Source organism: Paenibacillus sp. BIHB 4019, assembly GCF_002741035.1.
Classification (GTDB): domain Bacteria; phylum Bacillota; class Bacilli; order Paenibacillales; family Paenibacillaceae; genus Pristimantibacillus.
Genome location: NZ_CP016808.1, coordinates 128146 through 150509, shown reverse-complemented (window position 1 = coordinate 150509; position 22364 = coordinate 128146). Strand labels below are relative to the sequence as shown.

Genomic DNA, 22364 nt, shown 5'->3' with positions numbered 1-22364 from the left:
AGTGAAAGATTTTATGAATATTATTATTTTTGGAGCAAACGGAAAAACGGGCCGTGAATTGATCGCTCAAGGATTGAAGCAAGGACATTCGATAACCGCTTTCGTCCGTGATTCGGCCCAGCTTAATATCGTTGATAAAAATTTAAAGGTTGTAAAAGGAGAGGTAACCGATTATGGGCAAATAAACAAAGCGGTAAAAGCAAATAATTATGATGCAGCCTTCTCTGTGCTTGGCGCAAAAGGCATGTTCAAAAGAGATTTGCTTCTTATGGATGCGATGAAAAACATCATTAAAGCGCTAGAGGAAAACGGTGTGGATAAGCTTATTCACGTATCATTTATCGGCGTTAGAAAAGACGCGGGGAAGCTGGGATTTCTATATAAATTCATTATCCCTCATTTCATGAAAAATCTGCTGCTTGATCATAGTGAAAAAGATGCGTTGCTCAAAAAAAGCAGTTTAAACTGGACGCTGGTGCAGCCGCCTGTTTTGACTGCCGATGCCTTCACAGGCCGCTATATGCATGAAGTAGAAATTCATAAAAACAAATCACACAAATTGAAGCTTTCCCGGGCTAACTTGGCGAATTTTATGTTAAAGAGCTTAAATAATCAAACTTATGATCGAAAAGAAGTGTTCATCACGGAATAATGAAAGCGGCAGCAAAACACCTTATATTGAAGAAAACCGAATATTAACAAGAAGTCAACAATAAAGTGTTCGACTTTTGTCACGAAAAGACGCTAGACTACTTGAAGCGGGCCTTTAAAATTGCTATTATAGCGTTATCATGTTAATAACTAAAGGTGGTTATCCGAAGATGAAGAGAGCATTCAATTTTAATGCAGGACCGGCCGCTTTACCGCTCGAAGTACTTGAGCAGGCTCAGCAGCAATTCGTGGAGTATCAAGGCGCGGGCATGTCCATTATGGAAATGTCGCATCGCAGCGAGCTGTATGAGCAAGTTAACAATGAGACGCAGGCTCTTTTTCGCGAAATTTACGGCATTCCTGACAATTATCATGTTCTTCTGCTGCAAGGCGGCGCAAGTACGCAGTTTGCAACCATTCCAATGAATTTCCTTACCCCAGGCAAAGTCGGCGCTTATGTGATGACTGGCGCATGGGCAGAGAAAGCAATCAAGGAAGCGAAGCTTATTGGCGAGACAGCGGTAGCTGCTACTTCCGAAGCTCACAAGTTCAACCGCATTCCGGCACTTTCCGACATTCAGCTGCCAGACCAAGCCGCTTATTTGCACATTACGACAAATGAGACCATTGGCGGTACGCAATTTGCTGAATTCCCGCAAACGGGCAATGTTCCGCTAATCGCGGACATGTCGAGTGATATTTTGAGCCGTCCGGTAGATGTCAGCCAGTTTGGCCTGATTTATGCAGGCGCCCAGAAAAACCTCGGTCCTTCGGGTGTGACGGTTGTCATCGTTCGCGATGATCTTATTAAAGAAAGCCCTAAGACGATTCCGGCTATTTTCCGCTATGATACCCATGCGAAAGCAGGCTCGCTGTACAACACGCCGCCTTCCTTCTCGGTTTATATGGTCAATCTGGTGCTCAAATGGATTAAAGCAAGAGGCGGAGTCGCCCAAATCAATCAATACAACCGCGACAAAACAAAACTCATTTACGATACGATTGATCAAAGTGGCGGTTTCTATTATGGCTTTGCTGCTCCGGAAAGCCGTTCGCTTATGAACATTACATTCCGCTTGCAGGATGCAGAGCTTGAGAAGAAATTTATTAAGCAATCCGAAGCAGAAGGTTTTGTTGGCTTGAAAGGACATCGTGATGTTGGCGGGCTTCGTGCTTCGACTTACAATGCGGTTCCACTGGAAAGCTGCAAGGCGCTTGCTGAATTTATGGCAGAATTCCAAAAAAACAACGGCTAATTGCGGCTGTTAGTGATTAAATGATAGAAAAACCGCCCGCACCTTTCGCTTATGAAAGGAACGGGCGGTTCTTTCGTGTAATTAGGCAAGGGTTTGCTCCAGAGCGCTTGGGCCATGCAGCTTGTAGCCTACGTTACGAACGGTCATAATATATTCGGGGGTCCGGGCATTTTTTTCGATTTTATCGCGGAGATGGCTAATATGGACGTCTACAATACGGGTATCGCCGAGGAAGTGATAGTCCCATACGCCATGAAGCAGCTGCTGGCGGCTCAGCACCTTGCCTTTATGCTTGCAGAGGAAGACGAGCAGCTCGAATTCCTTTGGCGTCAGCTCGATCAGCTTGCCATCAATCAGCACTTCCCGTTCATCGGGACGTACCGACATGCGGCCAATGTCAATGGCGCTTGATGGTGCTGCGCCAGGCAGCGACTGCAGTCTGCGGAAAATCGCCTGGATGCGCGAAATCAGCTCCTGCGGGCTGAACGGCTTCGTCATATAATCGTCAGCGCCATTATCGAGGCCGGCAATTTTATCAGTAACATCCTGCAGGGCGGTCAGCATGACGATGGGAACGGCGTTGTTTTGCTTGCGCAGCTCGCGGCATACTTGAATGCCATCCATTTTCGGCAGCATTAAATCAAGAACGATGAGATCTGGCCGAAAGGGGCGCAGCATATCAAAAACGGCTTCTCCGTCATCTACGCATCTGACGTCGTATCCGGCTAGCTTCAGGTTGAATTCAATCAGCATGGAGATGGAGGGCTCGTCATCGACGACGAGAATTTTCTTCTTCAACATGTTGTCTTATTAAGCCTCCCTTATCCTAAACATGTCTTTGCTCATGACTACATTATGAAGTTAGACGTTCAAGTAGGGATTAAGAGTACGTTAACGGGATGTAAAATTTCATTCCTATTTTAAATAAAATAGTAATTCATGTATAATAGGCAAGGGACAAGGGGTGACAACAAGAAGATGGCATTTCATATTGTGTTAGTAGAACCGGAAATACCCGCTAACACGGGCAATATTGCGCGGACATGTGCGGCAACCGGTGCGCATCTGCATCTGGTGCGTCCGCTGGGCTTTCAAACGGATGACAAGACGCTGAAGCGGGCAGGCCTGGATTATTGGCATGCGGTTCATGTCGAGTACCATGATTCCTTTCAGGAGCTGCAGGAGCAGTATGCTGATGGGCGGTATTTCTATGCCAGCACGCGGGCGGTCAAAGCCTATAATGAGTTTCAATACCAGGATGGGGATTTTTTCGTATTCGGCAAGGAAACGAAAGGTTTGCCTCAAGAGCTGATTGAAGCGAATTTAAGTACATGCATTCGGATGCCGATGACGGATAAGGTCAGATCGCTTAATTTATCCAATTCGGCGGCAATCATCGTGTACGAGGCGCTTAGACAGAACGATTTTCCAGGACTGTCTTAAAATAGAGGCGGCTTACGAACAGTTTTAGTTCTAGCAGATTCAAAGCTTGGCGGCAAGGTGAAGAATTTACTTAAGGATTTAATTAAGGAATTACTTAAAGCGTTACCTAAAGAGAGAATCAGAATGGGGAAACAGAGGCAGAGCGTTAAAGAAATGAACTGTCGGGGTTTCACGAAAAAGGCTTGCAAACTAGACACAGGAGAGGTGAACAACGATGAAACCAGCAGGTGTAGTAAGAAAAGTAGATCAACTCGGACGTATCGTTCTTCCAAAATCGTTGCGTAAACGTTACCAGATGAATGAGGGAGATCCGGTTGAAATTTTAGTGCAGGGCGACCATATTATTTTGGAGCGTTACCGTCCAAAATGTGTGTTCTGCGGTTCTATGGAAGAAGTACGCGAGTTTAAAGAACGTTTTTTATGCGGCGTTTGTGTGGCTGAAATGAGCCAGCTCGCCCGCTAACCTCATACATGCTTAATAGGTAGTAAATAGGTACAAACCGAAAGAAGCTTCCCCATGGAGCAGCCTTGGCTGCATTCCTTCGGAGAAGCTTCTTTTGGTGCAAGCAGATCGTTCAGCTTACAGGCCTTTGGTTTTGTCATCGTTGTAAGAAGACGTGAACATAGCCGTCAAGAACAAGACGAATACAGTCATTACAATAATGAATGTGATGGACATTAATGGCACCTCCAAAATCCTCATGCAACTGTTTTCATTATACCCAACCTGCCCGAAAAAGAAAACTTTAAATATGGGCTGTACCTTGATAACATAGAGCTATAAGCGTTAAAGCTTGCATCTTAGGAGGAGTCGAACCATGGATTACCGTTTTTCATCACGAGTGACCGCTCTCAAATCATCGGTCGTAAGAGATATTCTCAAGCTGACGCAGGGCAAGGATATGATTTCATTCGCTGGAGGGCTGCCGGCTGAGGAGCTGTTTCCGGTGAAGGCGATTCGCGAAGCTGCCGATCGCGTGTTTACGAAGGGCGCAAGCGCTCTGCAATACGGATTGACCGAGGGCTTTATGCCGCTGCGTGAACAGCTGTGCGAGCGTATGGGACATAAGGGCATGAACGTACGTCCTGACGAAATGCTGCTGACGACAGGCTCCCAGCAGGCGATCAGCCTCATTGTTGAAGTGCTGACCGAGCCTGGCGATACGATATTGGTGGAAAGGCCGACATATCTCGCTTGCTTGCAGGTGTTTGAGATGAATGGCTTAAATGTCATTGCTGCGGACAGCGATGAGCATGGCATTGTAGCGGAGGATGCGGAGCGGCTTATTCGCGAGCATCGTCCAAAGCTAGTGTACGCCGTGCCTACCTTCGGCAATCCGACGGGGCGCGTCTGGAGCACGGAGCGCAGGCAGCAGCTGCTGGCGCTTTGCAGCTCTTATGGTGTGCCAATCTTGGAAGATGATCCATACGGGGAAATCAAATATGATGTAAATGCCGTTTATCCGACATTGTTTGCGCTTGACCAGCAAGCGGGCCGTTCAGGCTCGGTTATTTATACGAGCACCTTTTCGAAGACGGTTGCGCCAGGGCTGCGCACAGGATGGGCAATGGGTCCAGCGGAAGTCATTGCGATGATGGCTAAAGCGAAGCAGGCGGCAGATTTGCATTCCAGCGCGATTGATCAGCAAATCGTCAGCGAGCTGCTGGATAGCTTTCCGCTCGATGAGCATATTAAAGTTATCTCTGCCTCCTACGGGGAGCGGATGCGCGAAATGCAAGGGCTGCTTGTGCAGCAGCATATTGAAGGATTGCGCTGGATTGAGCCGAAGGGAGGCATGTTCCTATGGGTGGAGCTGCCGGAAGGCCTTGATGCAGAGGCGCTTCTCCGGGCTTCCGTTAAGAAGGGTGTTGCTTTCGTGCCTGGAAGCTCCTTCTATGCTTATGACCCGCAGCGCAATACGGCGCGGCTCAACTTTACTTATAATATTGGAGCCAAGACGGCTCTTGGCGTAGAGCGCTTTGCGGAAGCAATCCGCGAGTTTACGGCCCGATCCTAACAGGGCAGCGCGCACAAGCATCGAGTTGCAGCTGCATGCTGATGCTTGTGCCCGATCCCAGATGCCAATGACCGATCTCTTGGCCATCAGCGGGACGATGAGCGCCGCTTGCCAGGACGGCGAGGAGCGCGGTAGGCCAAAGCTGCCTGCGATTCGCCAGAGGCAGCAGTTGTGCATGGCCCGGCTTGATTGCTTGGCAAAGCGGCCACCCAATCGGCGATGACTTCGGCGTATTCGGTCAAGGCGGCTGCCCCGGCAGGGAGCAGCCGGTATTTTCCGCGCTGCTGGCGCTCAAACCAGCCATAGTAATTGTCGCGCAGCACAGCGCCGCTGCGCGGGAAGCTCGTCAGCGCAGCAACCTGGCTAGGCGAGTGCGCCTCTCCCAGCTGCTGAAGCGCGTAGGCGCAGCGCAGCGCCTTCTCGCGATAGGCGGTCACCAGCTTGCGGCCGGTACTGCCGCCTACATTATAATCGCCGCTGCGCTCGCGAAATTCAAGAAGCAGCCTCGCCTGCTTCTTGCGGCGGGTTCCGCGCTGCGGCGCCTCGCCGGGCTCGCACAGCACATCAATGACAGGCGCCTTCGTCTTGAAGAAGGTGACGGTCATAAGGCCGATGCCGAGCATGCGGCACAGCTCGGTAATTTCACCGAAGCGCTGGTTGTGCGCGCCGCTTTTTTTACGATTGCGCTCGACTACGAGCACGACTTGATCATTTATACGAAGGCGTTCGATCCCTTGCAGCAGCAGGGCGAGATTGAACGTCTTTTTCATTTCCACAATAATGGTTTCTTCGGTATCCGCGTGCATCGCAACGAGATCGCAGTGCAGCACCTCGCTTTTGACGACGAAGCCGCGCGCTTCATAATAAGCTTTTACCGGGCCGTAAAGCTCCTCTTCCTTACTGACTGCCACGTGCATTCCCCCACTTTCTTCTAACTATTATAACAAAGGATAGGGAGCACGGGCAGATCGAATTGATTTGTCCAAGGTGAAACGGCTGTCGCCGTCCTCTGGCGGCGCGGCGCGTTTCAGTCCGAGAAATATAAGCCCATTTATAAGGGTAAAGCTTATAAATGCTTATATTTCAAGCAAACCCGCGCTGCAAGCGTACTTGTCGTAATATGCATGATTACCGCCTAAAATAGTGGTCAATTTCCACGCGGAATAAGCATAGACATGTAATACTTCAATAAAGTTAGTTCCACTCGCTGAGGTTCTTGCAAGCAAATGCCGAGCGAAGTGAAAAATTGCGTATTGCGGAAGCGATGGGAGGAGGCACGGCATGGACATTTTCAAGCGAATATCGGAATATCAAGCAGAGAGTGAGAAGCTGGCCTGGAGTGGATCTTTCAAGGATTATATTGAACTGCTGAGACAGGATCCAACCCCGGCCATGACGGCGCACGCGCGTGTCTATGAAATGATTGAATCCTATGGAGTCGAGGAGAGGGATGGGAAGAAGCGGTACAAATTTTTCGAGCAGGAAATTTATGGGCTGGACCGCTCTGTTGAAAAGCTGGTGGAGGAATATTTCCACTCCTCGGCGCGAAGGCTTGATGTGCGCAAACGGATTTTGCTTCTAATGGGTCCTGTCAGTGGAGGGAAATCGACGCTGGTTACGATGCTCAAAAAGGGGCTTGAGAAATATTCCAGAACGAAACGCGGCGCCGTCTATGCGATTAAAGGCTGCCCGATGCACGAAGAGCCGCTGCATCTCATTCCGCATGAGCTGAGAGGAGAGATTGAGCAGGAGATTGGCGTTAGGATCGAAGGCAATCTATGCCCATCCTGCCAGATGAGGCTGCAAACCGAATACGGCGGCGATATTCAAAATGTTCAGGTGGAGCGCGTATTCATCTCGGAGGATAACCGGGTGGGCATCGGGACGTTCAGCCCATCTGATCCGAAGTCGCAGGACATTGCCGATCTAACCGGCAGCATCGATTTTTCCACGATTACAGAATTTGGCTCGGAATCCGATCCGCGGGCGTATCGTTTTGATGGGGAGCTGAACAAGGCGAACCGGGGGCTTATGGAGTTTCAGGAGATGCTGAAATGCGACGAGAAGTTTTTGTGGAACCTGCTGTCCTTGACGCAGGAGGGCAATTTTAAAGCGGGGCGGTTTGCGCTAATTTCCGCTGATGAATTAATTATTGCCCACACGAACGAGACGGAGTACAAATCTTTCATTAGCAATAAGAAAAATGAAGCGCTCCAGTCACGGATGATCGTCATGCCGATTCCATATAACCTGAAGGTGTCCGAGGAAGAAAAAATTTATACGAAGCTCATCGGCCAGAGCGACATGAAGCATATTCATATTGCGCCTCATGCTCTGCGCGCTGCTGCTATTTTCTCCATACTTACCCGTCTGAAGGAGACGAAGAAGCAGGGCATGGATTTGGTGAAGAAGATGCGGATGTACGACGGCGAGGAAATCGAAGGCTTCAAGGATGCCGATCTTAAGGAAATGCAGACCGAATATACGGAGGAAGGCATGTCCGGCATCGACCCGCGTTATGTCATCAACCGGATTTCGAGCGCGCTGATCAAGCAGGATATGCAGTGCATTAATGCGCTCGATGTGCTTCGCGGCTTGAAGGACGGCCTTGACCAGCATCCATCCATTACGAAGGAGGAGCGGGAGCGTTATTTGAACTTTATTTCGGTTGCGCGCAAGGAATACGATGGCCTGGCCAAAAAAGAAATTCAGAAGGCATTCGTCTATTCCTATGAGGAGTCGGCGCGTACGCTGTTCGAAAACTATCTCGACAACATTGAGGCTTATTGCAACTGGGCTAAAATCAAAGATCCGCTCACCGGCGAGGAGCTTGATCCGGATGAGCGCCTGATGCGTTCCATTGAGGAGCAGATCGGCGTTTCTGAAAATGCGAAAAAAGCGTTCCGCGAAGAAATTTTGATTCGCATCTCGTCGTATTCCCGCAAAGGGAAAAAATTCGATTTCACCAGCCACGAACGGCTGCGTGAAGCGGTGGAGAAAAAGCTGTTCACCGATCTTAAGGACATCGTGAAAATTACGACGTCCACGAAGACGCCGGATGAAATCCAGCTCAAGCGGATAAATGAAGTGACGAAACGGTTGATTGATGACCACGGTTATTGCCCCGTATGTGCCAATGAGCTGCTGCGTTATGTAGGCAGCCTGCTTAATCGCTAACGATCCAAATAGGAGGAGATCAAAAAGTTCGGTGGAGCAGCTGCCCGCCGAACTTCTTGGCGTTGTCTGGGTGAAAATAAAGCCGGAATAAGCTAGAATAGGTTAGGAGGACTGGAAAAATGGGACTATGGATTCAGCTTTTTCGGTGAATTTTGTAGAGATCTCAACAAATTCTCTTGAATTATTAAAGAAATGTCTACCTTTATGAAGCCGAATGCCGATATACTTAATATAGCAGTTGGTAATTATTTAGAGACTGGGGGTTGTTCAATGATTAATGTCACAGTAGAACGTAAACGTCAGTTGGACTATACAGGAATCAAGGAACAGGATTTGCAGCTGCTCGCGGAGTGCAGGCCTGTTTTTAAGCAGGTAGTCGACGAGGTTGTTGATCGTTTCTATGATAATGTGGGACTCTATCCCGAAATGGTAGCTTTAATGAAGAAGTTCAGCAATGTGGATCGTTTGAAAGGGACGCAGCGCGAATATTGGCTGTCTCTTGCCGACGGCGTTATTGATGAAGCATTTATTGAAAACCGGATAAAAATCGGGCTTGTGCATTCCCGGATCGGCCTGACAACCGACTGGTATTTAGGTACATACATGACTTACTTGAACATTGCAACGGATGTATTTGAGCGTGTGCTTCCAGATGGATGGAAGCCGGTTATTCACTCCTTGTCCAAGATGTTCAATTTGGACTCGCAATTTGTGCTTGAAGCGTATAACCGCGCAGAGCAAAACAAGGTGCAGGAGCTGGCGGATGAGCGCGCATCGATGCTGTCTACGGTAACGGAAGCGGTGCAGCAGCTGGCTGGTTTAATGGTTGAGCTGGAAGAAGGCGCCCAATCGATTGCAGCTACGGCATTGTCTACTTCAGATTCACAAGAGAAAGCGCATTCTTTGCTTGGCGAGCTGCAGGGCGAGCTGGACGGCATTACGGAAATGGGTACGATGATTCGGGAAATTGCCGATCAGACGCATTTGCTAGGGCTGAATGCGGCCATTGAAGCAGCAAGAGCCGGAGATCATGGCCGGGGCTTCGAGGTTGTTGCCAATGAGGTGCGCAAGCTGGCTGCATCGTCACGGGGAGCACAGGAAACGATTCAAAATAAGCTTAGTGAAATTGAGAAAAAGGTTAATTCAGTTCGCAAGGAGTCCGATCAGACGTCGGCGGAGGCGCGTAATCAAGCGGCAAAATCACAGGAGCTTGCTTCTTTTGTGAAAATGGTCGATGATGTCGCCAAAGATTTGAACAAGCTTAATGCAACCTCTTCATAGGCTGCATTTTATAGTAGATAACATTAAGAAGAAGCCGAAATTCTCGTGTCTGAGGATTTCGGCTTTTTTATATGATATATAAGTTGACATGAATATTCGGTTTTAGTATGATTGAGCTACAGAAATGGACGATTTTATGAAATTTAACGTCATAAAAACTAACATTAATATGCCGTTGGATCAAAAACGATCATTATTGTTACAGGATTTACATGTGAGGTTGAGCCATCTTGGAGGAGGCGGTTGGCATGTCGACGGCCAGACAGTCGCAGTCGCATTTTTACGATTCACAATCTTTTTATGATGAAATGTTTGAAAAGGATTTTTCAGTTCGTCCCCACTATGAAAGTGTTCATCGCATGTTCGGAAAAATGAAGCCCTCTGAGCTGGGCATTCGCCAGCATGCTCTTAATCAGCGAATGATGGAGGAGGGCATTACCTTCACGCTGTACAGCAGCAATCAAAATGAGCCTCTGGAGCGGACGATTCCGTTCGACTATATTCCCCGTGTCATTCCCCGGCATGAGTGGGACAATATTGACCGCGGCGTACGCCAGCGCATCCGCGCGCTGAATGCCTTCACCCACGACATCTACCACCAGCAGCGCATCGTAAAAGATGGCGTTATCCCCCGCAAAATGATCGTGTCCAACACTTATTTCCGCCCGGAAATGGTGGGACTGGATGTGCCGTCAGGCGTGTACATTACAGCTTCGGGCATCGATTTGATCCGAGATGAGAAGGGACGTTATTTTGTGCTGGAAGACAATTTGCGTTCCCCATCCGGCTTCTCTTACTTATTCAAGGGCAGGACGCTAATGAGCGAGCTGTTTCATGACCTGTATTTGTCCTCGTCTGTCCAAAGCATCGAGCGCAGCCTCAACTGCTTCCTCAGCTCGCTTCGCTCTCTTGCGCCAAGCGGGAAAAGAGATCCTCTTATTGTGCTGCTTACGCCGGGCTCCTACAACTCGGCCTATTACGAGCATACTTTCCTCGCTCAGCAGCTTGGCATTCATCTTGTGGAAGGCCGCGATCTCGTTTATAAGGACCACAACATTTATTTGCGGGATTTGCGCGGGCTTCGCAAAGTGGATGTTATTTATCGGCGGATCGATGACGAGTTTATAGATCCGCTTGCTTTTCAGCCGGATTCCCTGCTTGGGGTTCCAGGGCTGATGAATGCGTATCGCGCAGGCAATGTGGCGATTGCCAATGCCCCAGGTACCGGGGTCGCCGACGATAAGGCGGTGTATGCGTATGTCCCGGATATGATTCGCTATTATTTGGGCGAAGAGCCGATTTTGCATAATGTGCCAACCTATATTTTGTCGCGCAAGGAAGAGCGGGAATACGTGCTGGACCACCTCGCGGAGCTGGTCGTCAAGGAAACTTCGCTGTCTGGCGGGTACGGCATGTTAATTGGCCCTAGCGCGACGCCGGCGGAAATCAAAGCGTTCGCTGAAGCGATTAAGCTCGATCCAGAGCGGTATATCGCCCAGACGACGATGAGGCTTTCGCGAGCGCCGGTAATGATGGATGGCATGATGGCACCGCGCCATATCGATTTAAGAGCTTTTGCGTTAATGGGCGAGGAGACGCATGTCATACCGGGCGGGCTGACGCGCGTGGCAATGACGGAAGGCTCGCTCGTGGTCAATTCATCGCAAGGCGGCGGGGTTAAAGATACGTGGGTGCTCAGCCGCTAGGCCCATATAATTCGAAGCCTCAAAGCGGTAAAGCTGCTAAGCCGGTAAGCCGGCACGGAACAATGAGGCGGGGAGCCTAATAATCGGAGGGATGGCTATGCTTAATCGGAATGCGGAGGCGCTGTTTTGGATTGGACGCTACATGGAGCGGGCGGAAAACCATGCGCGATTGATCGATGTTCACTATCATTTGCAAGCGGAGGATGGCGCAGAATCGGAGGCGGCCGGGCAAGGGCAAGGGCAAGGAATGGCAGCTCCGACCTGCAAATGGTCGCGCATCGTAGATGCGCTGGGCAGCAGAGAGTCCTATGTCCAGCAATATGGCAGCTACAGCGAGCAGGATGTGCTGCGGTACATGACGCTTGACCGCGACAATCCGAATTCGCTTGTGTCCTGCGTCAGCCATGCGCGGGGCAATTTGCGCACGCTGCGCGAGAAGGCGCCGAGCGAGATGTGGGATGCGGTCAACGGCTTTTATTTGTGGCTGCGGGAGAAGCAGCCCGAGGATTTAATGGCGGAATCGCCGCATTTGTTTTTCGGCAAAATCAAGGAATGGACGGCGCTGTTTCAAGGCATCAGCCAGTCCGTCATGCCCCGTGAGAATGAGTGGCATTTTATTGAATGCGGCCGTTATTTGGAACGGGCTGAAAATACGCTGCGCATTATTAAAGCCGCTTATAATACGGTCCTTGCGAGCGGCGAGAGCTGGAGCAATGCGTCTGGCGCATACTCGTACTTGCAGGCTATGCTGCGTTCGCTGAGCGGCTATCAGGTATTCCGGCGTTATTATGCCGATGGCATGTCGGTGGAATCCATTGTTGATTTTGTCATCTTAAATGAAGTGTTTCCAAGGTCCGTGCATTTCGCGCTGCATACGCTCGATGAGCATATGCGGTATATCCGCTTTCAGGATATGCAGCTGCGTTCAGCGCATGACAAGGTTATTCGCCAAGTAAGCAAGGTGAAGGCGGATCTCGCCTGCCTGGACCGGGAAGATATATTGCTGGACCGCGACGGGGCCATTGTCGGTCATTTGCTGGAAGCTTGCCAGACGCTGGGCGGGACTTTTGCCAAAACCTTTTTTCGCATGGGGGAGGCCAGCGCATGAAGCTGAATATTTCGCATGTGACGCAATACGATTATGGGACGCCGGTTACGGACAGTGTCAATGAAATTCGTCTGACGCCGAGTACAGATGAACGCCAGTCCTGCTACCAGCAATCCATTGCGGTAGAGCCGAATGCGCCGCTGTTCAGCTATGAGGATTTTTTCGGCAATCGGGTGCATTCGTTTTCGGTGAACGGCTCGCACCGCAAGCTGACGATCCGCTCGCAAATGACGGTTGTGACGAAGGAGGCTCTTACACCCGAGCAGCAGGCTGCTGCTCTGAATGGCGGCGGAGCAGCTGAAGTCGCATGGGAATGGCTGCAGTCGGAGGATGCGGGCAATCGTTTCGTAGAGTTTCTGCTGCCTACTGCTTACACGGCGTTAAGCCCGGAAGTGGAGACATATGCAGGGAGTGTAGAGCATCGAAAAAACGACGGCATGAGCGTATATGGCTGGCTGCTAGCGCTCTCGCAAAAAATCCGCAATGAGTTCGTCTATGATCCGGATGCTACAACGGTGGATACGAAGGCGAGCGACATGTTCGAACGCAGGCGCGGCGTCTGCCAGGATTTTGCCCATCTTATGATTGCCTGCTGCCGCTCGCAGCAGGTTCCGGCCCGCTATGTGAGCGGCTATCATTTTGTTGGCGATTTGCAAGGCGGAACGGCAGATTTTGAGCAGGCGTCCCATGCATGGGTGGAGGCCTACGTGCCGTCGCTTGGCTGGTGCAGCTTCGATCCAACGAATGAAGCTCCTGTCGGCGAGCGTTACGTCAAGCTGGGCCACGGACGCGATTACAAAGATATCGTTCCGGTAAAGGGCGTGTATCGTGGTAGCGGGCAGCAGACGTTGAAGGTGACGGTGGATGTGCGCAAGGTAGAGGAATGAAGCGGAATATCCATCAGAAATTCAATGAAAAATTCAATGAGAAAAAAAGCCCTTCGGGCGCTGGCTTGCTGCTTAAGCTTTTATGCAGCTGCACAAGCGCCTGTTGGGCTTTTTTGTTGTATTTTGTTGTATTTCCTTGGGAGGCCGGAATTACTGGACGATTGTAAAATCATCGAAGTTCAAGCGGCTGCCGGATGTGCCGGCAACTACAATTTTGAAGCGTACCGCTGCGGTTTCATTTACAGTAATCGTCTGCTCCGTCAATGACTGGCTGCTGGAGTAGGTGCTTCCGACATCCGTCCAAGTGGAGCCGCTATTAAGCGACTTTTGCAGCTTCCATGTCGCTCCCGTGTCGTTGCCAAAGCTCGCATGCTTCACCTTGACGGTAGTCGCGCCGCCTGTCACATTGAAATTCATATAGATGGAGCCGGCCGCTCTGACTCGTGCGGATTTGGTCCCATTTTTCTTGTCTGTAGATAGATCGCCAAGCAGCGCATTATCGAAGGTCCACGAGCCTGAGCCGAGCGTAACCGAAGCGGCTGTATAGGCTGCTTTCGTGCCTGTCTCGAAGGTTTCGTTTACAGCGCCAGAGGTTGGCGGCTGCGACGTTGAGGCATAGCCGTAGGAACCTTGCTTGAAGGTGGAGCTGTCCCACCATTTGTAGCCGGCTGCCGGAGCTGCCCATGGCTCAGCCTGCGGCTGGGTCGACGTTTGCGGCGTCTCCATAGCAAGCAAAGCTGTTGCATTGTCAAGCGTAAGGCCGCTTACTTGATTCAGCGCCGTGTAGCTTTCTTTAACAGCAAGCCAGTCCACCAGTTGTACGAGCAGTGCGCCATTGCTCGCTTCTGTAAAGCCGTCGTATGTCGTTTTGGAGCCGCCTGTTTCCTCGCGCAAATATTTAGGCGTGCTGTCTTCGACAGGGGAAGAATCACCGATTACGGCTACTTTGCCAAGACTATTTTTGCCGATCGCGACATAAGGTCCTTCAGCAATTCCTCCACCATTATAGACGCCCTGATCCACCGCATTGCCCCAAGCCGCAGAAGTCTGCTGCATGTAGACGATTCCCTTTGCTTTAGTCGGATCTGTAATGGCGATGGTCGATCCGGCATGCATCGTCACGGAAGTAACGCCGCTAGTAATGCCGAAAGATTGCGAGGAAGGAACGATCGTTCCTGAGTTTACGTTGCCTAGTGCATTGTAACGGATGCGCATGCCGAAGTTGTTTGACAGCCAGTCGGAGCTGGCTACACCTTGCATAGCAGCTGAACTGGCTTCTTCTGTACTCATGCCCAGCGCGGGATTCGACCAAGCTCCCCGCCTATAGCCATTGAATACTTCAGAGGAATCCCATCTGTTTTTATTTCGATCTGCGTTATAGTGGTCTGCGATGAAGAAAATGCTGCCTCCGCCCTGCACATACGAAAGCATAGCCTGCTGCTCGCTCGTCTTGAACGGCACGTTCGCTTCAGGAATAACGAAGACGTCATAGCTGCTTAAGTCTGCCAGCGTAATAGGGCCGCTTTTGCGAAGCTCCTTGACGTAATAGCCTTTGCCTGCAAGAGCTTGTCCAAAATCGGAAAAGCCGCCGTCAATGACCCAATCTGCCGCACCTGCTGTTTGGGCATGGGCGTTGTCGAACAGAATTTTTTTGCCATTGGCGCTTCCTGCGGGCTGTAGGACGGGAGCCGGATCAGACGGCCCCTCCGCTAAGGAAACTGCCGTGCCTGCCGATAAAGACATTGCAAAGATGAGTGCTCCTGCCGTCAATCGCTTCAAAAAATTACCCTTCATCATCAAACCTCCGCTTCTAGTAGTTGGTTTAATTAGAGCGGCTTCCTTGGTTGGAAGCACAAGGCAATTGTACTATTTTTTCTAAATAATAGAAATAGATTCGCGTAAGAAAACTAGTACATATAGTGTTAAGTTTATGTAAGGAATATTGAAAGAGTTGCTAGTCGTTGCTGAACAGCTCGTTCAATACATTTTTTCTGTTTTCAAGAAAGCGTCGAGTTAGCTGGTAATGCGCTGTGTCCTCGTAGCGAATTTCTTCAACAGGCTTGACGTCAAAATTGTAAATTTGCGCGTTCGGATATCCAAGCAAAATAGGCGAGTGAGTCGCAATAATGAACTGGGCATCGCGCTCCAAATCTTTAATGACGCGAAGCAGCGCGAGCTGGCGGGCAGGAGAAAGCGCGGCCTCGGGCTCGTCGAGCAAATAGATCGCTTTTTTGCCAAAACGGTGCTTGAACAACGATAGAAAGGCTTCGCCATGCGACTGCTCATGCAGCGATTTTCCGCCGTAATAGGGCAAGCTTTCGGGAACTGTATCGAGGTAAGAGGCGAATTGGTAAAACGTTTCTGCGCGCAGAAAAAAGCCATTCGTGAGCTTAGGCATCCAGGAAAGCCGAACGTAGGGACCTAGTGCAGATTCAGAGGCATCTACGTCGTAGCTGTTGTTGCGTCCTCCGCCAGCGGTGTTAAAGCTGCATTGATAGGCTATAGCTTCTAGAAAGGTGGACTTGCCGGAACCATTTTCGCCTACAAAAAAGGTGATATGGGTATGGAAATGAAGCTTGCTCATTGACTGGATGACAGGAATGGAAAAGGGATACTTGCTGTAATTGGGAATGCGCTCCTTGAGCAGCTCTGCACTCCGTAAGTACAAGGCGTTCAGCTCCTTTGGCAGAAGAAGTAGTTTGTTTTATTTTAACATGTGGAGTGTTTGGGCGCATGGGGAGTGGGGAGGGAGAGGAACAATTTGCGACTTGTTGTGATAGTCCAAGGTCTGACAAACATATGACCTATTATAGACGATTAAGATAGGGGGATGTTCTTGTTGAGTTCCTATAAAAAGCGAATGAGCAAAATATCCTCATGCCATAAACCGAAACGCAAGCCGAAAAAAAAAGCTAGATGCGAGCACAAGAAAAAACGTCCTTGTAAACGAAAGACCCCTCATAAACAAAGATGTCCAGAACCGAAATGCTGTCCTGTTCCTGTTGTTGGGCCGACAGGCCCTCCGGGTCCAAAGGGTGCTGAGGGAAAGCGTGGCCCTCAAGGTATGCAGGGGGAGCGCGGCCCGGCCGGGATGCGAGGGGCAGATGGTCTGCCAGGGGAGACTGGAGCTGCAGGTGTGACAGGTGCCACAGGAGATCCCGGTGCTGCCGGAAATACTGGCTCAACTGGCTCAACTGGAGCAACGGGACCGGCTGGAGGCACGACGGGCATAACAGGATTTACCGGGGCGACGGGAACGACTGGGGCTAGTGGGGCAACAGGAATAACCGGAGCTACAGGGATAACCGGATCGACGGGAGAGACCGGACCAGCGGGTGGTGCGACGGGAGATACTGGCCCAACAGGAGCAACTGGTCAAACGGGAGCAACAGGGAACACGGGTGATCCGGGAGCGACAGGTGCGACAGGAACCACTGGGACTACAGGTGCGACTGGAACTGGGACTACAGGCGAAACGGGAGCGACGGGAATAACAGGTCTAACGGGAACGACAGGGGTCACGGGTGATACAGGAGCGACAGGAATGACTGGTGCTACAGGTACAACGGGGGCAACTGGGACTGCGGGTGTTACAGGAGCGACTGGAATAACGGGTGTGACTGGTCCAACGGGATTAACCGGAACTACCGGCACTACGGGTGATACGGGAGCAACAGGTCCAACTGGGTCGACAGGAATCACGGGATCAACCGGGACTACGGGAATCACAGGAGCGACTGGACCAACGGGATCAACAGGGGCTACAGGCGATACGGGTGCAACGGGAATTACAGGAGCGACGGGACCAACGGGAGTAACAGGGTCGACAGGCGTTACGGGAGCGACAGGAATCACAGGAGCGACCGGTCCAACGGGAGTAACAGGGTCGACAGGCGATATGGGGGCTACGGGAAACACAGGTGCGTCCGGTCCAATAGGATCAACTGGGTCGACAGGCGATACAGGAGCAACAGGAATTACTGGTGCGACGGGTCTAACCGGCCCAACAGGAGTAACGGGGACTACTGGCGACACAGGGGCGACAGGAAACACGGGAGATACTGGACCAACGGGAGCTACGGGAAGCACAGGAGTGACAGGTCCAACAGGTCCAACAGGTCCAATAGGATCAACGGGGTCAACAGGCGTTACGGGAACAACAGGAATTACAGGAGCGACGGGACTAACGGGTTCAACAGGCGATACAGGAGCGACAGGGATCACTGGTGCGACCGGTCCAACGGGTTCAACGGGAGTAACTGGGTTGACAGGCGATACAGGAGTGACAGGAATCACTGGTGCGACGGGACCAACGGGTGCAACAGGAATTACAGGAGCGACGGGATCAACCGGGGTTACAGGCGATACGGGAGCTACGGGAAACACAGGAGCGACGGGGCCTACAGGCGTTACGGGTTCAACGGGAGTAACTGGGTCAACAGGCGGTACAGGAGCTACGGGAATCACAGGAGCGATGGGTCAAACGGGATCAACCGGGGTTACAGGAGATACGGGAGCAACAGGAATTACAGGAGCGACGGGACTAACGGGTACTACGGGTGATACAGGAGCGACGGGTCCAACGGGAGTAACTGGGTCGACAGGCGATACGGGGGCTACGGGAAACACAGGAGCGACGGGGTCAACAGGCGATACGGGAGCAACAGGAATTACAGGGGCGACGGGTCCAACAGGTTTAACCGGTGCTACTGGCGTTTCAGGAGTTACGGGAATCACAGGATCAACGGGAACTACGGGCGTTACGGGTGCAACAGGAAACACAGGAGCGACGGGTCCGACGGGTTCAATCGGTGCTACAGGCGTTACGGGAGCGACAGGAATCACTGGAGTGACAGGTCCAACGGGAACTACGGGATCAACTGGATCAACAGGGGCTACAGGCGATACGGGAGCAACGGGAATCACAGGTGCGACCGGTCCAACGGGATCAACGGGTCTAACGGGCCCAATGGGAGTTACTGGGTCAACAGGCGATACAGGAGCGACAGGGATCACTGGTGCGACGGGACCAACGGGGACTACTGGCGTTACAGGTTCAACGGGAGTAACTGGGTCAACAGGCGATACAGGAGTTACGGGAATCGCAGGTTCAACGGGGACTACTGGCGTTACGGGAACAACAGGAATTACAGGAGCAACGGGACTAACGGGTTCAACAGGCGATACAGGAGCGACAGGGATCACTGGTGCGACGGGACCAACGGGAGCAACAGGAATTACAGGAACAACTGGATCAACAGGGGCTACAGGCGATACGGGAGCTACGGGAATTACAGGAGCGACGGGTCCAACGGGAGCAACGGGGACTATTGGCGACACAGGAGTGACAGGAAACACAGGAGTGACTGGACCAACGGGAGTAACTGGTGCTACGGGAGCTACGGGAGCGACGGGCGATACAGGAAACACAGGAGCGACGGGTTCAACGGGAGTAACTGGGCCCACAGGCGATACAGGAACGACAGGAAACACAGGAGTGACGGGTCCAACGGGAGCGACGGGGACTACGGGCGTTACGGGATCAACAGGAATCACAGGATCAACGGGAATCACAGGAGTGACTGGACCAACGGGAGTAACTGGTGCTACGGGAGCTACGGGCGATACAGGAAATACAGGAAATACAGGAGCGACAGGTCCAACGGGAGCAACCGGGGCTACGGGAGTAACTGGGTCAACAGGCGTTACGGGTTCAACGGGAGTAACTGGATCAACAGGCGGTACAGGAGCGACAGGTCTAACGGGAGTAACGGGATTAACCGGTGTAACAGGGGCGACCGGGACTACGGGCGATACAGGTGCAACGGGCCTAACGGGAGCAACGGGTCTAACAGGAGCGACAGGTCCAACAGGAGCGACAGGTCTAACAGGAGCGACAGGTCTAACGGGAGCGACGGGTCTAACGGGAGCGACAGGTCCAACAGGAGCGACGGGTCTAACAGGAGCGACAGGTCTAACGGGAGCGACTGGTCTAACGGGGGCGACGGGTCCAACAGGAGCGACAGGTCTAACGGGAGTGACAGGTCTAACGGGAGTGACAGGTCCAACAGGAGCGACGGGTCTAACAGGAGCGACGGGTCTAACAGGAGCGACGGGTCTAACAGGAGCGACAGGTCTAACAGGAGTGACAGGTCCAACAGGAGCGACAGGTCTAACGGGAGCGACAGGTCTAACAGGAGCAACGGGTCTAACGGGAGCGACGGGTCTAACAGGAGCGACAGGTCTAACGGGAGCGACGGGTCCAACAGGAGCGACAGGTCTAACGGGAGCGACAGGTCTAACGGGAATGACAGGTCTAACAGGAGCGACGGGTCTAACGGGAGTAACGGGATTAACCGGTGTAACAGGGGCGACCGGGACTACGGGCGATACAGGTGCAACGGGTCTAACAGGAGCGACAGGTCTAACGGGAGTGACAGGTCCAACAGGAGCGACAGGTCTAACAGGAGCAACGGGTCTGACAGGAGCGACGGGTCTAACGGGAGCGACGGGTCTAACGGGAGCGACGGGTCTAACAGGAGCAACGGGTCTGACAGGAGCGACGGGTCTAACGGGAGCGACGGGTCTAACGGGAGCGACGGGTCTAACAGGAGCAACGGGTCTGACAGGAGCGACGGGTCTAACGGGAGCGACGGGTCTAACGGGAGCGACGGGTCTAACAGGAGCGACAGGTCTAACGGGAGCGACGGGTCCAACAGGAGCGACAGGTCTAACGGGAGTGACAGGTCCAACAGGAGCGACAGGTCCAACAGGAGCGACAGGTCCAACAGGAGCGACAGGTCTAACGGGAGCGACGGGTCCAACAGGAGCGACAGGTCTAACGGGAGTGACAGGTCCAACAGGAGCGACAGGTCCAACAGGAGCGACAGGTCCAACAGGAGCGACAGGTCCAACAGGAGCGACAGGTCTAACGGGAGTGACAGGTCCAACAGGAGCGACGGGTCTAACAGGAGCGACGGGTCTAACAGGAGCGACGGGTCTAACAGGAGTGACGGGTCTAACAGGAGTGACGGGTCTAACGGGGGCGACGGGTCTAACAGGAGCGACGGGTCTAACAGGAGCGACGGGTCTAACGGGGGCGACAGGTCCAACAGGAGCGACAGGTCTAACGGGGGCGACGGGTCTAACAGGAGCGACAGGACCAACAGGAGCAACGGGTCCAACAGGAGCGACAGGACCAACAGGGCCCAACTTTGCTACAGAAGGGTTTTCGGCGTTTCTTGCAACTCTTACGACTTCTGCTAGTACGCAGCTAACAAATTGGTCAACGGCAAGCCCTTATTTTAGTGATCCCAATTTTAATGCGGTTACGGGCAATTATACGGCTCCCACAACGGGAAGATATGCAATTAAGGCTACCATCAACTATGCAACTACGGCTGTTATTTCAGTTACGCTCGGAGCAGCTGTTAATCCAGCTTTTGCTGTCCAGCGAACGACGCCTACTGCTACAACTTTGATAACAGGGCTGTTCCCGGTTCTCAACGTCAATGTTGCTCTTGTTTTAACTTTGAGAGCGATTCTTGGCAGCGGAACAGTCACTTTAGCTGGAGACGTGACGCTTAATGCAGGTGATGTTATCGGACTTTTTTACGTGGCAAATGGTCTTACTATTTCCTTGAACTTAGGCAACGGCACAACGAATGGCATTGTCTGGTCCATACACGAATTGACATAAGGAAGGGCGACCGTTACTTGTCCCAATTTTAATATCGAGGTGAGTGAAATGATATCCATCAGCCTTTGTATGATTGTCAAAAATGAAGAAGATACCATCGGCCGCTGCCTGTCTTCCGTTCACGATTTAGTAGATGAAATTATTATTGTAGATACGGGCTCAACCGACCGTACGAAATTTATCGCCAGCAACTATACAGAGCTGATTTTTGATAGGGAATGGACGGATGATTTTGCTGCGGCTCGGAACTATGCATTCAGCAAGGCTGGGAGGGATTATATTTTTTGGCTCGATGCCGATGATGTATTGCTGGAAAATGACCGCGAAAAACTTGCTGTTCTAAAAGCAGAGCTGAGCCCAGAGGTCGATTCTGTCCGAATGAACTATCATCTAGCCTTCGATGAATATGGCAATCTGGCATCCAGCATTAGCCGCAACCGAATTGTCAAAAGGGCGAACAACTACCAATGGATTGGCGCGGTGCATGAGTATTTGGAGGTGTGGGGAAACATCGAAAGCAGCGATATTGCCATTACCCATAACAGCCTGCATCATGACCATAATCGGAATTTAATGATTTATGAAAAACGGCTGGAGCGCGGCGAGCTATTTTCCCCTCGTGATCTTTATTATTACGCGAATGAGCTTCGCGACCACGAAAAATTTGAACAAGCGATTATGTATTATGAAAAATTTCTTTCGACGGGCGAAGGGTGGGTGGAGGATAATGCTGCGACATGCGGCAAGCTGGCGGATTGCTATAACCGGCTTGGAGATACACAGAGGGAGCTTGAATCAATATTAAGATCGTTTCAATATGGCAGTCCGCGGGCGGAATTTTGCTGCCGGTTAGGATATTATTTTTTGCAGCAAAAAGATTTCGAGACGGCTGGTTTCTGGTATAACCTCGCAATTGAGCGTGGGCAGTCCGACCAACGGCTGGGCTTTGTCAATATGGCCTGCTCCACCTGGCTGCCTCATCTTCAGCTATGCGTCTGCTACGATCGTTTAGGCGATTACGAGCTGGCCTATCGGCATAATGAGGCTGCCCGAACTTTCCGGCCAGAGGACCCCCGAGTGCTGCAAAACAAAGGTTATTTGGAGTCATTGCGGCAAAAAGCGGAATAACCTTAATCAA

General features: G+C 51.6%; 16 protein-coding genes. 12 read left to right on the top strand and 4 right to left on the bottom strand.

Annotation, left to right across the window (positions count from 1 at the left end; genetic code table 11):
* The first annotated feature begins 13 nt into the window (after positions 1-13).
* Both BBD42_RS00650 and serC read left to right on the top strand, forming a co-directional pair.
* Positions 14-652 carry an NAD(P)-dependent oxidoreductase gene (locus BBD42_RS00650; protein WP_099516571.1) on the top strand — a complete coding sequence of 213 codons (639 nt, stop codon included), beginning with the start codon at positions 14-16 and terminating at the stop codon, positions 650-652.
* Positions 653-821: 169 nt separating this feature from the next.
* Positions 822-1907, top strand: coding sequence for a 3-phosphoserine/phosphohydroxythreonine transaminase (gene serC / locus BBD42_RS00645; RefSeq protein ID WP_099516570.1), 1086 nt, complete (start codon positions 822-824; stop codon positions 1905-1907).
* Positions 1908-1988: 81 nt separating this feature from the next.
* Here the strand turns inward: serC and BBD42_RS00640 are convergent, their stop codons facing one another.
* Positions 1989-2708: a response regulator transcription factor gene (locus BBD42_RS00640; RefSeq protein WP_046228682.1), complete on the bottom strand. Its 720-nt coding sequence runs from the start codon at positions 2706-2708 to the stop codon at positions 1989-1991.
* A gap of 177 nt (positions 2709-2885) precedes the next feature.
* Here BBD42_RS00640 and trmL point away from each other — a divergent pair, with 177 nt between their 5' ends.
* From trmL to BBD42_RS00625, 3 genes are all read left to right on the top strand, one after another.
* Positions 2886-3350 carry a tRNA (uridine(34)/cytosine(34)/5-carboxymethylaminomethyluridine(34)-2'-O)-methyltransferase TrmL gene (gene trmL, locus BBD42_RS00635; protein WP_056039608.1) on the top strand — a complete coding sequence of 155 codons (465 nt, stop codon included), beginning with the start codon at positions 2886-2888 and terminating at the stop codon, positions 3348-3350.
* A 214-nt stretch (positions 3351-3564) separates the two neighbouring features.
* Positions 3565-3813: an AbrB/MazE/SpoVT family DNA-binding domain-containing protein gene (locus BBD42_RS00630; protein ID WP_046228684.1), complete on the top strand. Its 249-nt coding sequence runs from the start codon at positions 3565-3567 to the stop codon at positions 3811-3813.
* 355 nt (positions 3814-4168) lie between these two features.
* Positions 4169-5368: an aminotransferase-like domain-containing protein gene (locus tag BBD42_RS00625; protein WP_099516569.1), complete on the top strand. Its 1200-nt coding sequence runs from the start codon at positions 4169-4171 to the stop codon at positions 5366-5368.
* Between the two features lie 86 nt (positions 5369-5454).
* Here BBD42_RS00625 and BBD42_RS00620 read toward each other — a convergent pair whose 3' ends face one another.
* The gene (locus BBD42_RS00620) at positions 5455-6279 is read right to left on the bottom strand and encodes a DUF2161 family putative PD-(D/E)XK-type phosphodiesterase (RefSeq protein WP_099516568.1); all 825 of its coding nucleotides are present in this window, start codon (positions 6277-6279) and stop codon (positions 5455-5457) included.
* A gap of 370 nt (positions 6280-6649) precedes the next feature.
* Between BBD42_RS00620 and BBD42_RS00615 the strand changes: the two genes are divergently transcribed.
* From BBD42_RS00615 to BBD42_RS00595, 5 genes are all read left to right on the top strand, one after another.
* Entirely contained in the window at positions 6650-8545 is a 1896-nt protein-coding gene (locus BBD42_RS00615) for a PrkA family serine protein kinase (RefSeq protein WP_056039617.1), read from the top strand.
* 270 nt (positions 8546-8815) lie between these two features.
* Positions 8816-9826, top strand: a complete 1011-nt coding sequence (locus BBD42_RS00610) for a globin-coupled sensor protein (RefSeq protein WP_099516567.1) — start codon at positions 8816-8818, stop codon at positions 9824-9826.
* A gap of 248 nt (positions 9827-10074) precedes the next feature.
* Entirely contained in the window at positions 10075-11532 is a 1458-nt protein-coding gene (locus BBD42_RS00605) for a circularly permuted type 2 ATP-grasp protein (RefSeq protein ID WP_099516566.1), read from the top strand.
* A 97-nt stretch (positions 11533-11629) separates the two neighbouring features.
* A complete protein-coding gene (locus BBD42_RS00600) occupies positions 11630-12640 on the top strand; it encodes an alpha-E domain-containing protein (protein ID WP_099516565.1) in 1011 nt (336 codons plus the stop codon).
* A complete protein-coding gene (locus BBD42_RS00595) occupies positions 12637-13527 on the top strand; it encodes a transglutaminase family protein (protein ID WP_099516564.1) in 891 nt (296 codons plus the stop codon). Before BBD42_RS00600 ends, BBD42_RS00595 begins: the two co-directional genes overlap by 4 nt.
* 150 nt (positions 13528-13677) lie before the next feature.
* Here the strand turns inward: BBD42_RS00595 and BBD42_RS00590 are convergent, their stop codons facing one another.
* Together BBD42_RS00590 and BBD42_RS00585 are read right to left on the bottom strand one after the other, a co-directional pair.
* Positions 13678-15324, bottom strand: coding sequence for an Ig domain protein group 2 domain protein (locus BBD42_RS00590; protein WP_481855908.1), 1647 nt, complete (start codon positions 15322-15324; stop codon positions 13678-13680).
* Between the two features lie 157 nt (positions 15325-15481).
* Positions 15482-16195, bottom strand: coding sequence for an AAA family ATPase (locus tag BBD42_RS00585; RefSeq protein ID WP_099516563.1), 714 nt, complete (start codon positions 16193-16195; stop codon positions 15482-15484).
* Between the two features lie 876 nt (positions 16196-17071).
* Here BBD42_RS00585 and BBD42_RS32780 point away from each other — a divergent pair.
* Both BBD42_RS32780 and BBD42_RS00575 read left to right on the top strand, forming a co-directional pair.
* Positions 17072-21226, top strand: a complete 4155-nt coding sequence (locus BBD42_RS32780) for a beta strand repeat-containing protein (protein ID WP_481855955.1) — start codon at positions 17072-17074, stop codon at positions 21224-21226.
* Positions 21227-21274: 48 nt separating this feature from the next.
* A complete protein-coding gene (locus BBD42_RS00575; protein ID WP_099516561.1) occupies positions 21275-22354 on the top strand; it encodes a tetratricopeptide repeat-containing glycosyltransferase family 2 protein in 1080 nt (359 codons plus the stop codon).
* The last annotated feature ends 10 nt before the right edge of the window (positions 22355-22364 follow it).

Coding starts and splice junctions, on each gene's coding strand:
- BBD42_RS00650 (WP_099516571.1), top strand. CDS start 14: ATGAATATTATTATTTTTGGAGCAAACGGAAAAACGGGCCGTGAATTG.
- serC (WP_099516570.1), top strand. CDS start 822: ATGAAGAGAGCATTCAATTTTAATGCAGGACCGGCCGCTTTACCGCTC.
- BBD42_RS00640 (WP_046228682.1), bottom strand. CDS start 2,708: ATGTTGAAGAAGAAAATTCTCGTCGTCGATGACGAGCCCTCCATCTCC.
- trmL (WP_056039608.1), top strand. CDS start 2,886: ATGGCATTTCATATTGTGTTAGTAGAACCGGAAATACCCGCTAACACG.
- BBD42_RS00630 (WP_046228684.1), top strand. CDS start 3,565: ATGAAACCAGCAGGTGTAGTAAGAAAAGTAGATCAACTCGGACGTATC.
- BBD42_RS00625 (WP_099516569.1), top strand. CDS start 4,169: ATGGATTACCGTTTTTCATCACGAGTGACCGCTCTCAAATCATCGGTC.
- BBD42_RS00615 (WP_056039617.1), top strand. CDS start 6,650: ATGGACATTTTCAAGCGAATATCGGAATATCAAGCAGAGAGTGAGAAG.
- BBD42_RS00610 (WP_099516567.1), top strand. CDS start 8,816: ATGATTAATGTCACAGTAGAACGTAAACGTCAGTTGGACTATACAGGA.
- BBD42_RS00605 (WP_099516566.1), top strand. CDS start 10,075: ATGTCGACGGCCAGACAGTCGCAGTCGCATTTTTACGATTCACAATCT.
- BBD42_RS00600 (WP_099516565.1), top strand. CDS start 11,630: ATGCTTAATCGGAATGCGGAGGCGCTGTTTTGGATTGGACGCTACATG.
- BBD42_RS00595 (WP_099516564.1), top strand. CDS start 12,637: ATGAAGCTGAATATTTCGCATGTGACGCAATACGATTATGGGACGCCG.
- BBD42_RS00590 (WP_481855908.1), bottom strand. CDS start 15,324: ATGATGAAGGGTAATTTTTTGAAGCGATTGACGGCAGGAGCACTCATC.
- BBD42_RS32780 (WP_481855955.1), top strand. CDS start 17,072: ATGACTGGTGCTACAGGTACAACGGGGGCAACTGGGACTGCGGGTGTT.
- BBD42_RS00575 (WP_099516561.1), top strand. CDS start 21,275: ATGATATCCATCAGCCTTTGTATGATTGTCAAAAATGAAGAAGATACC.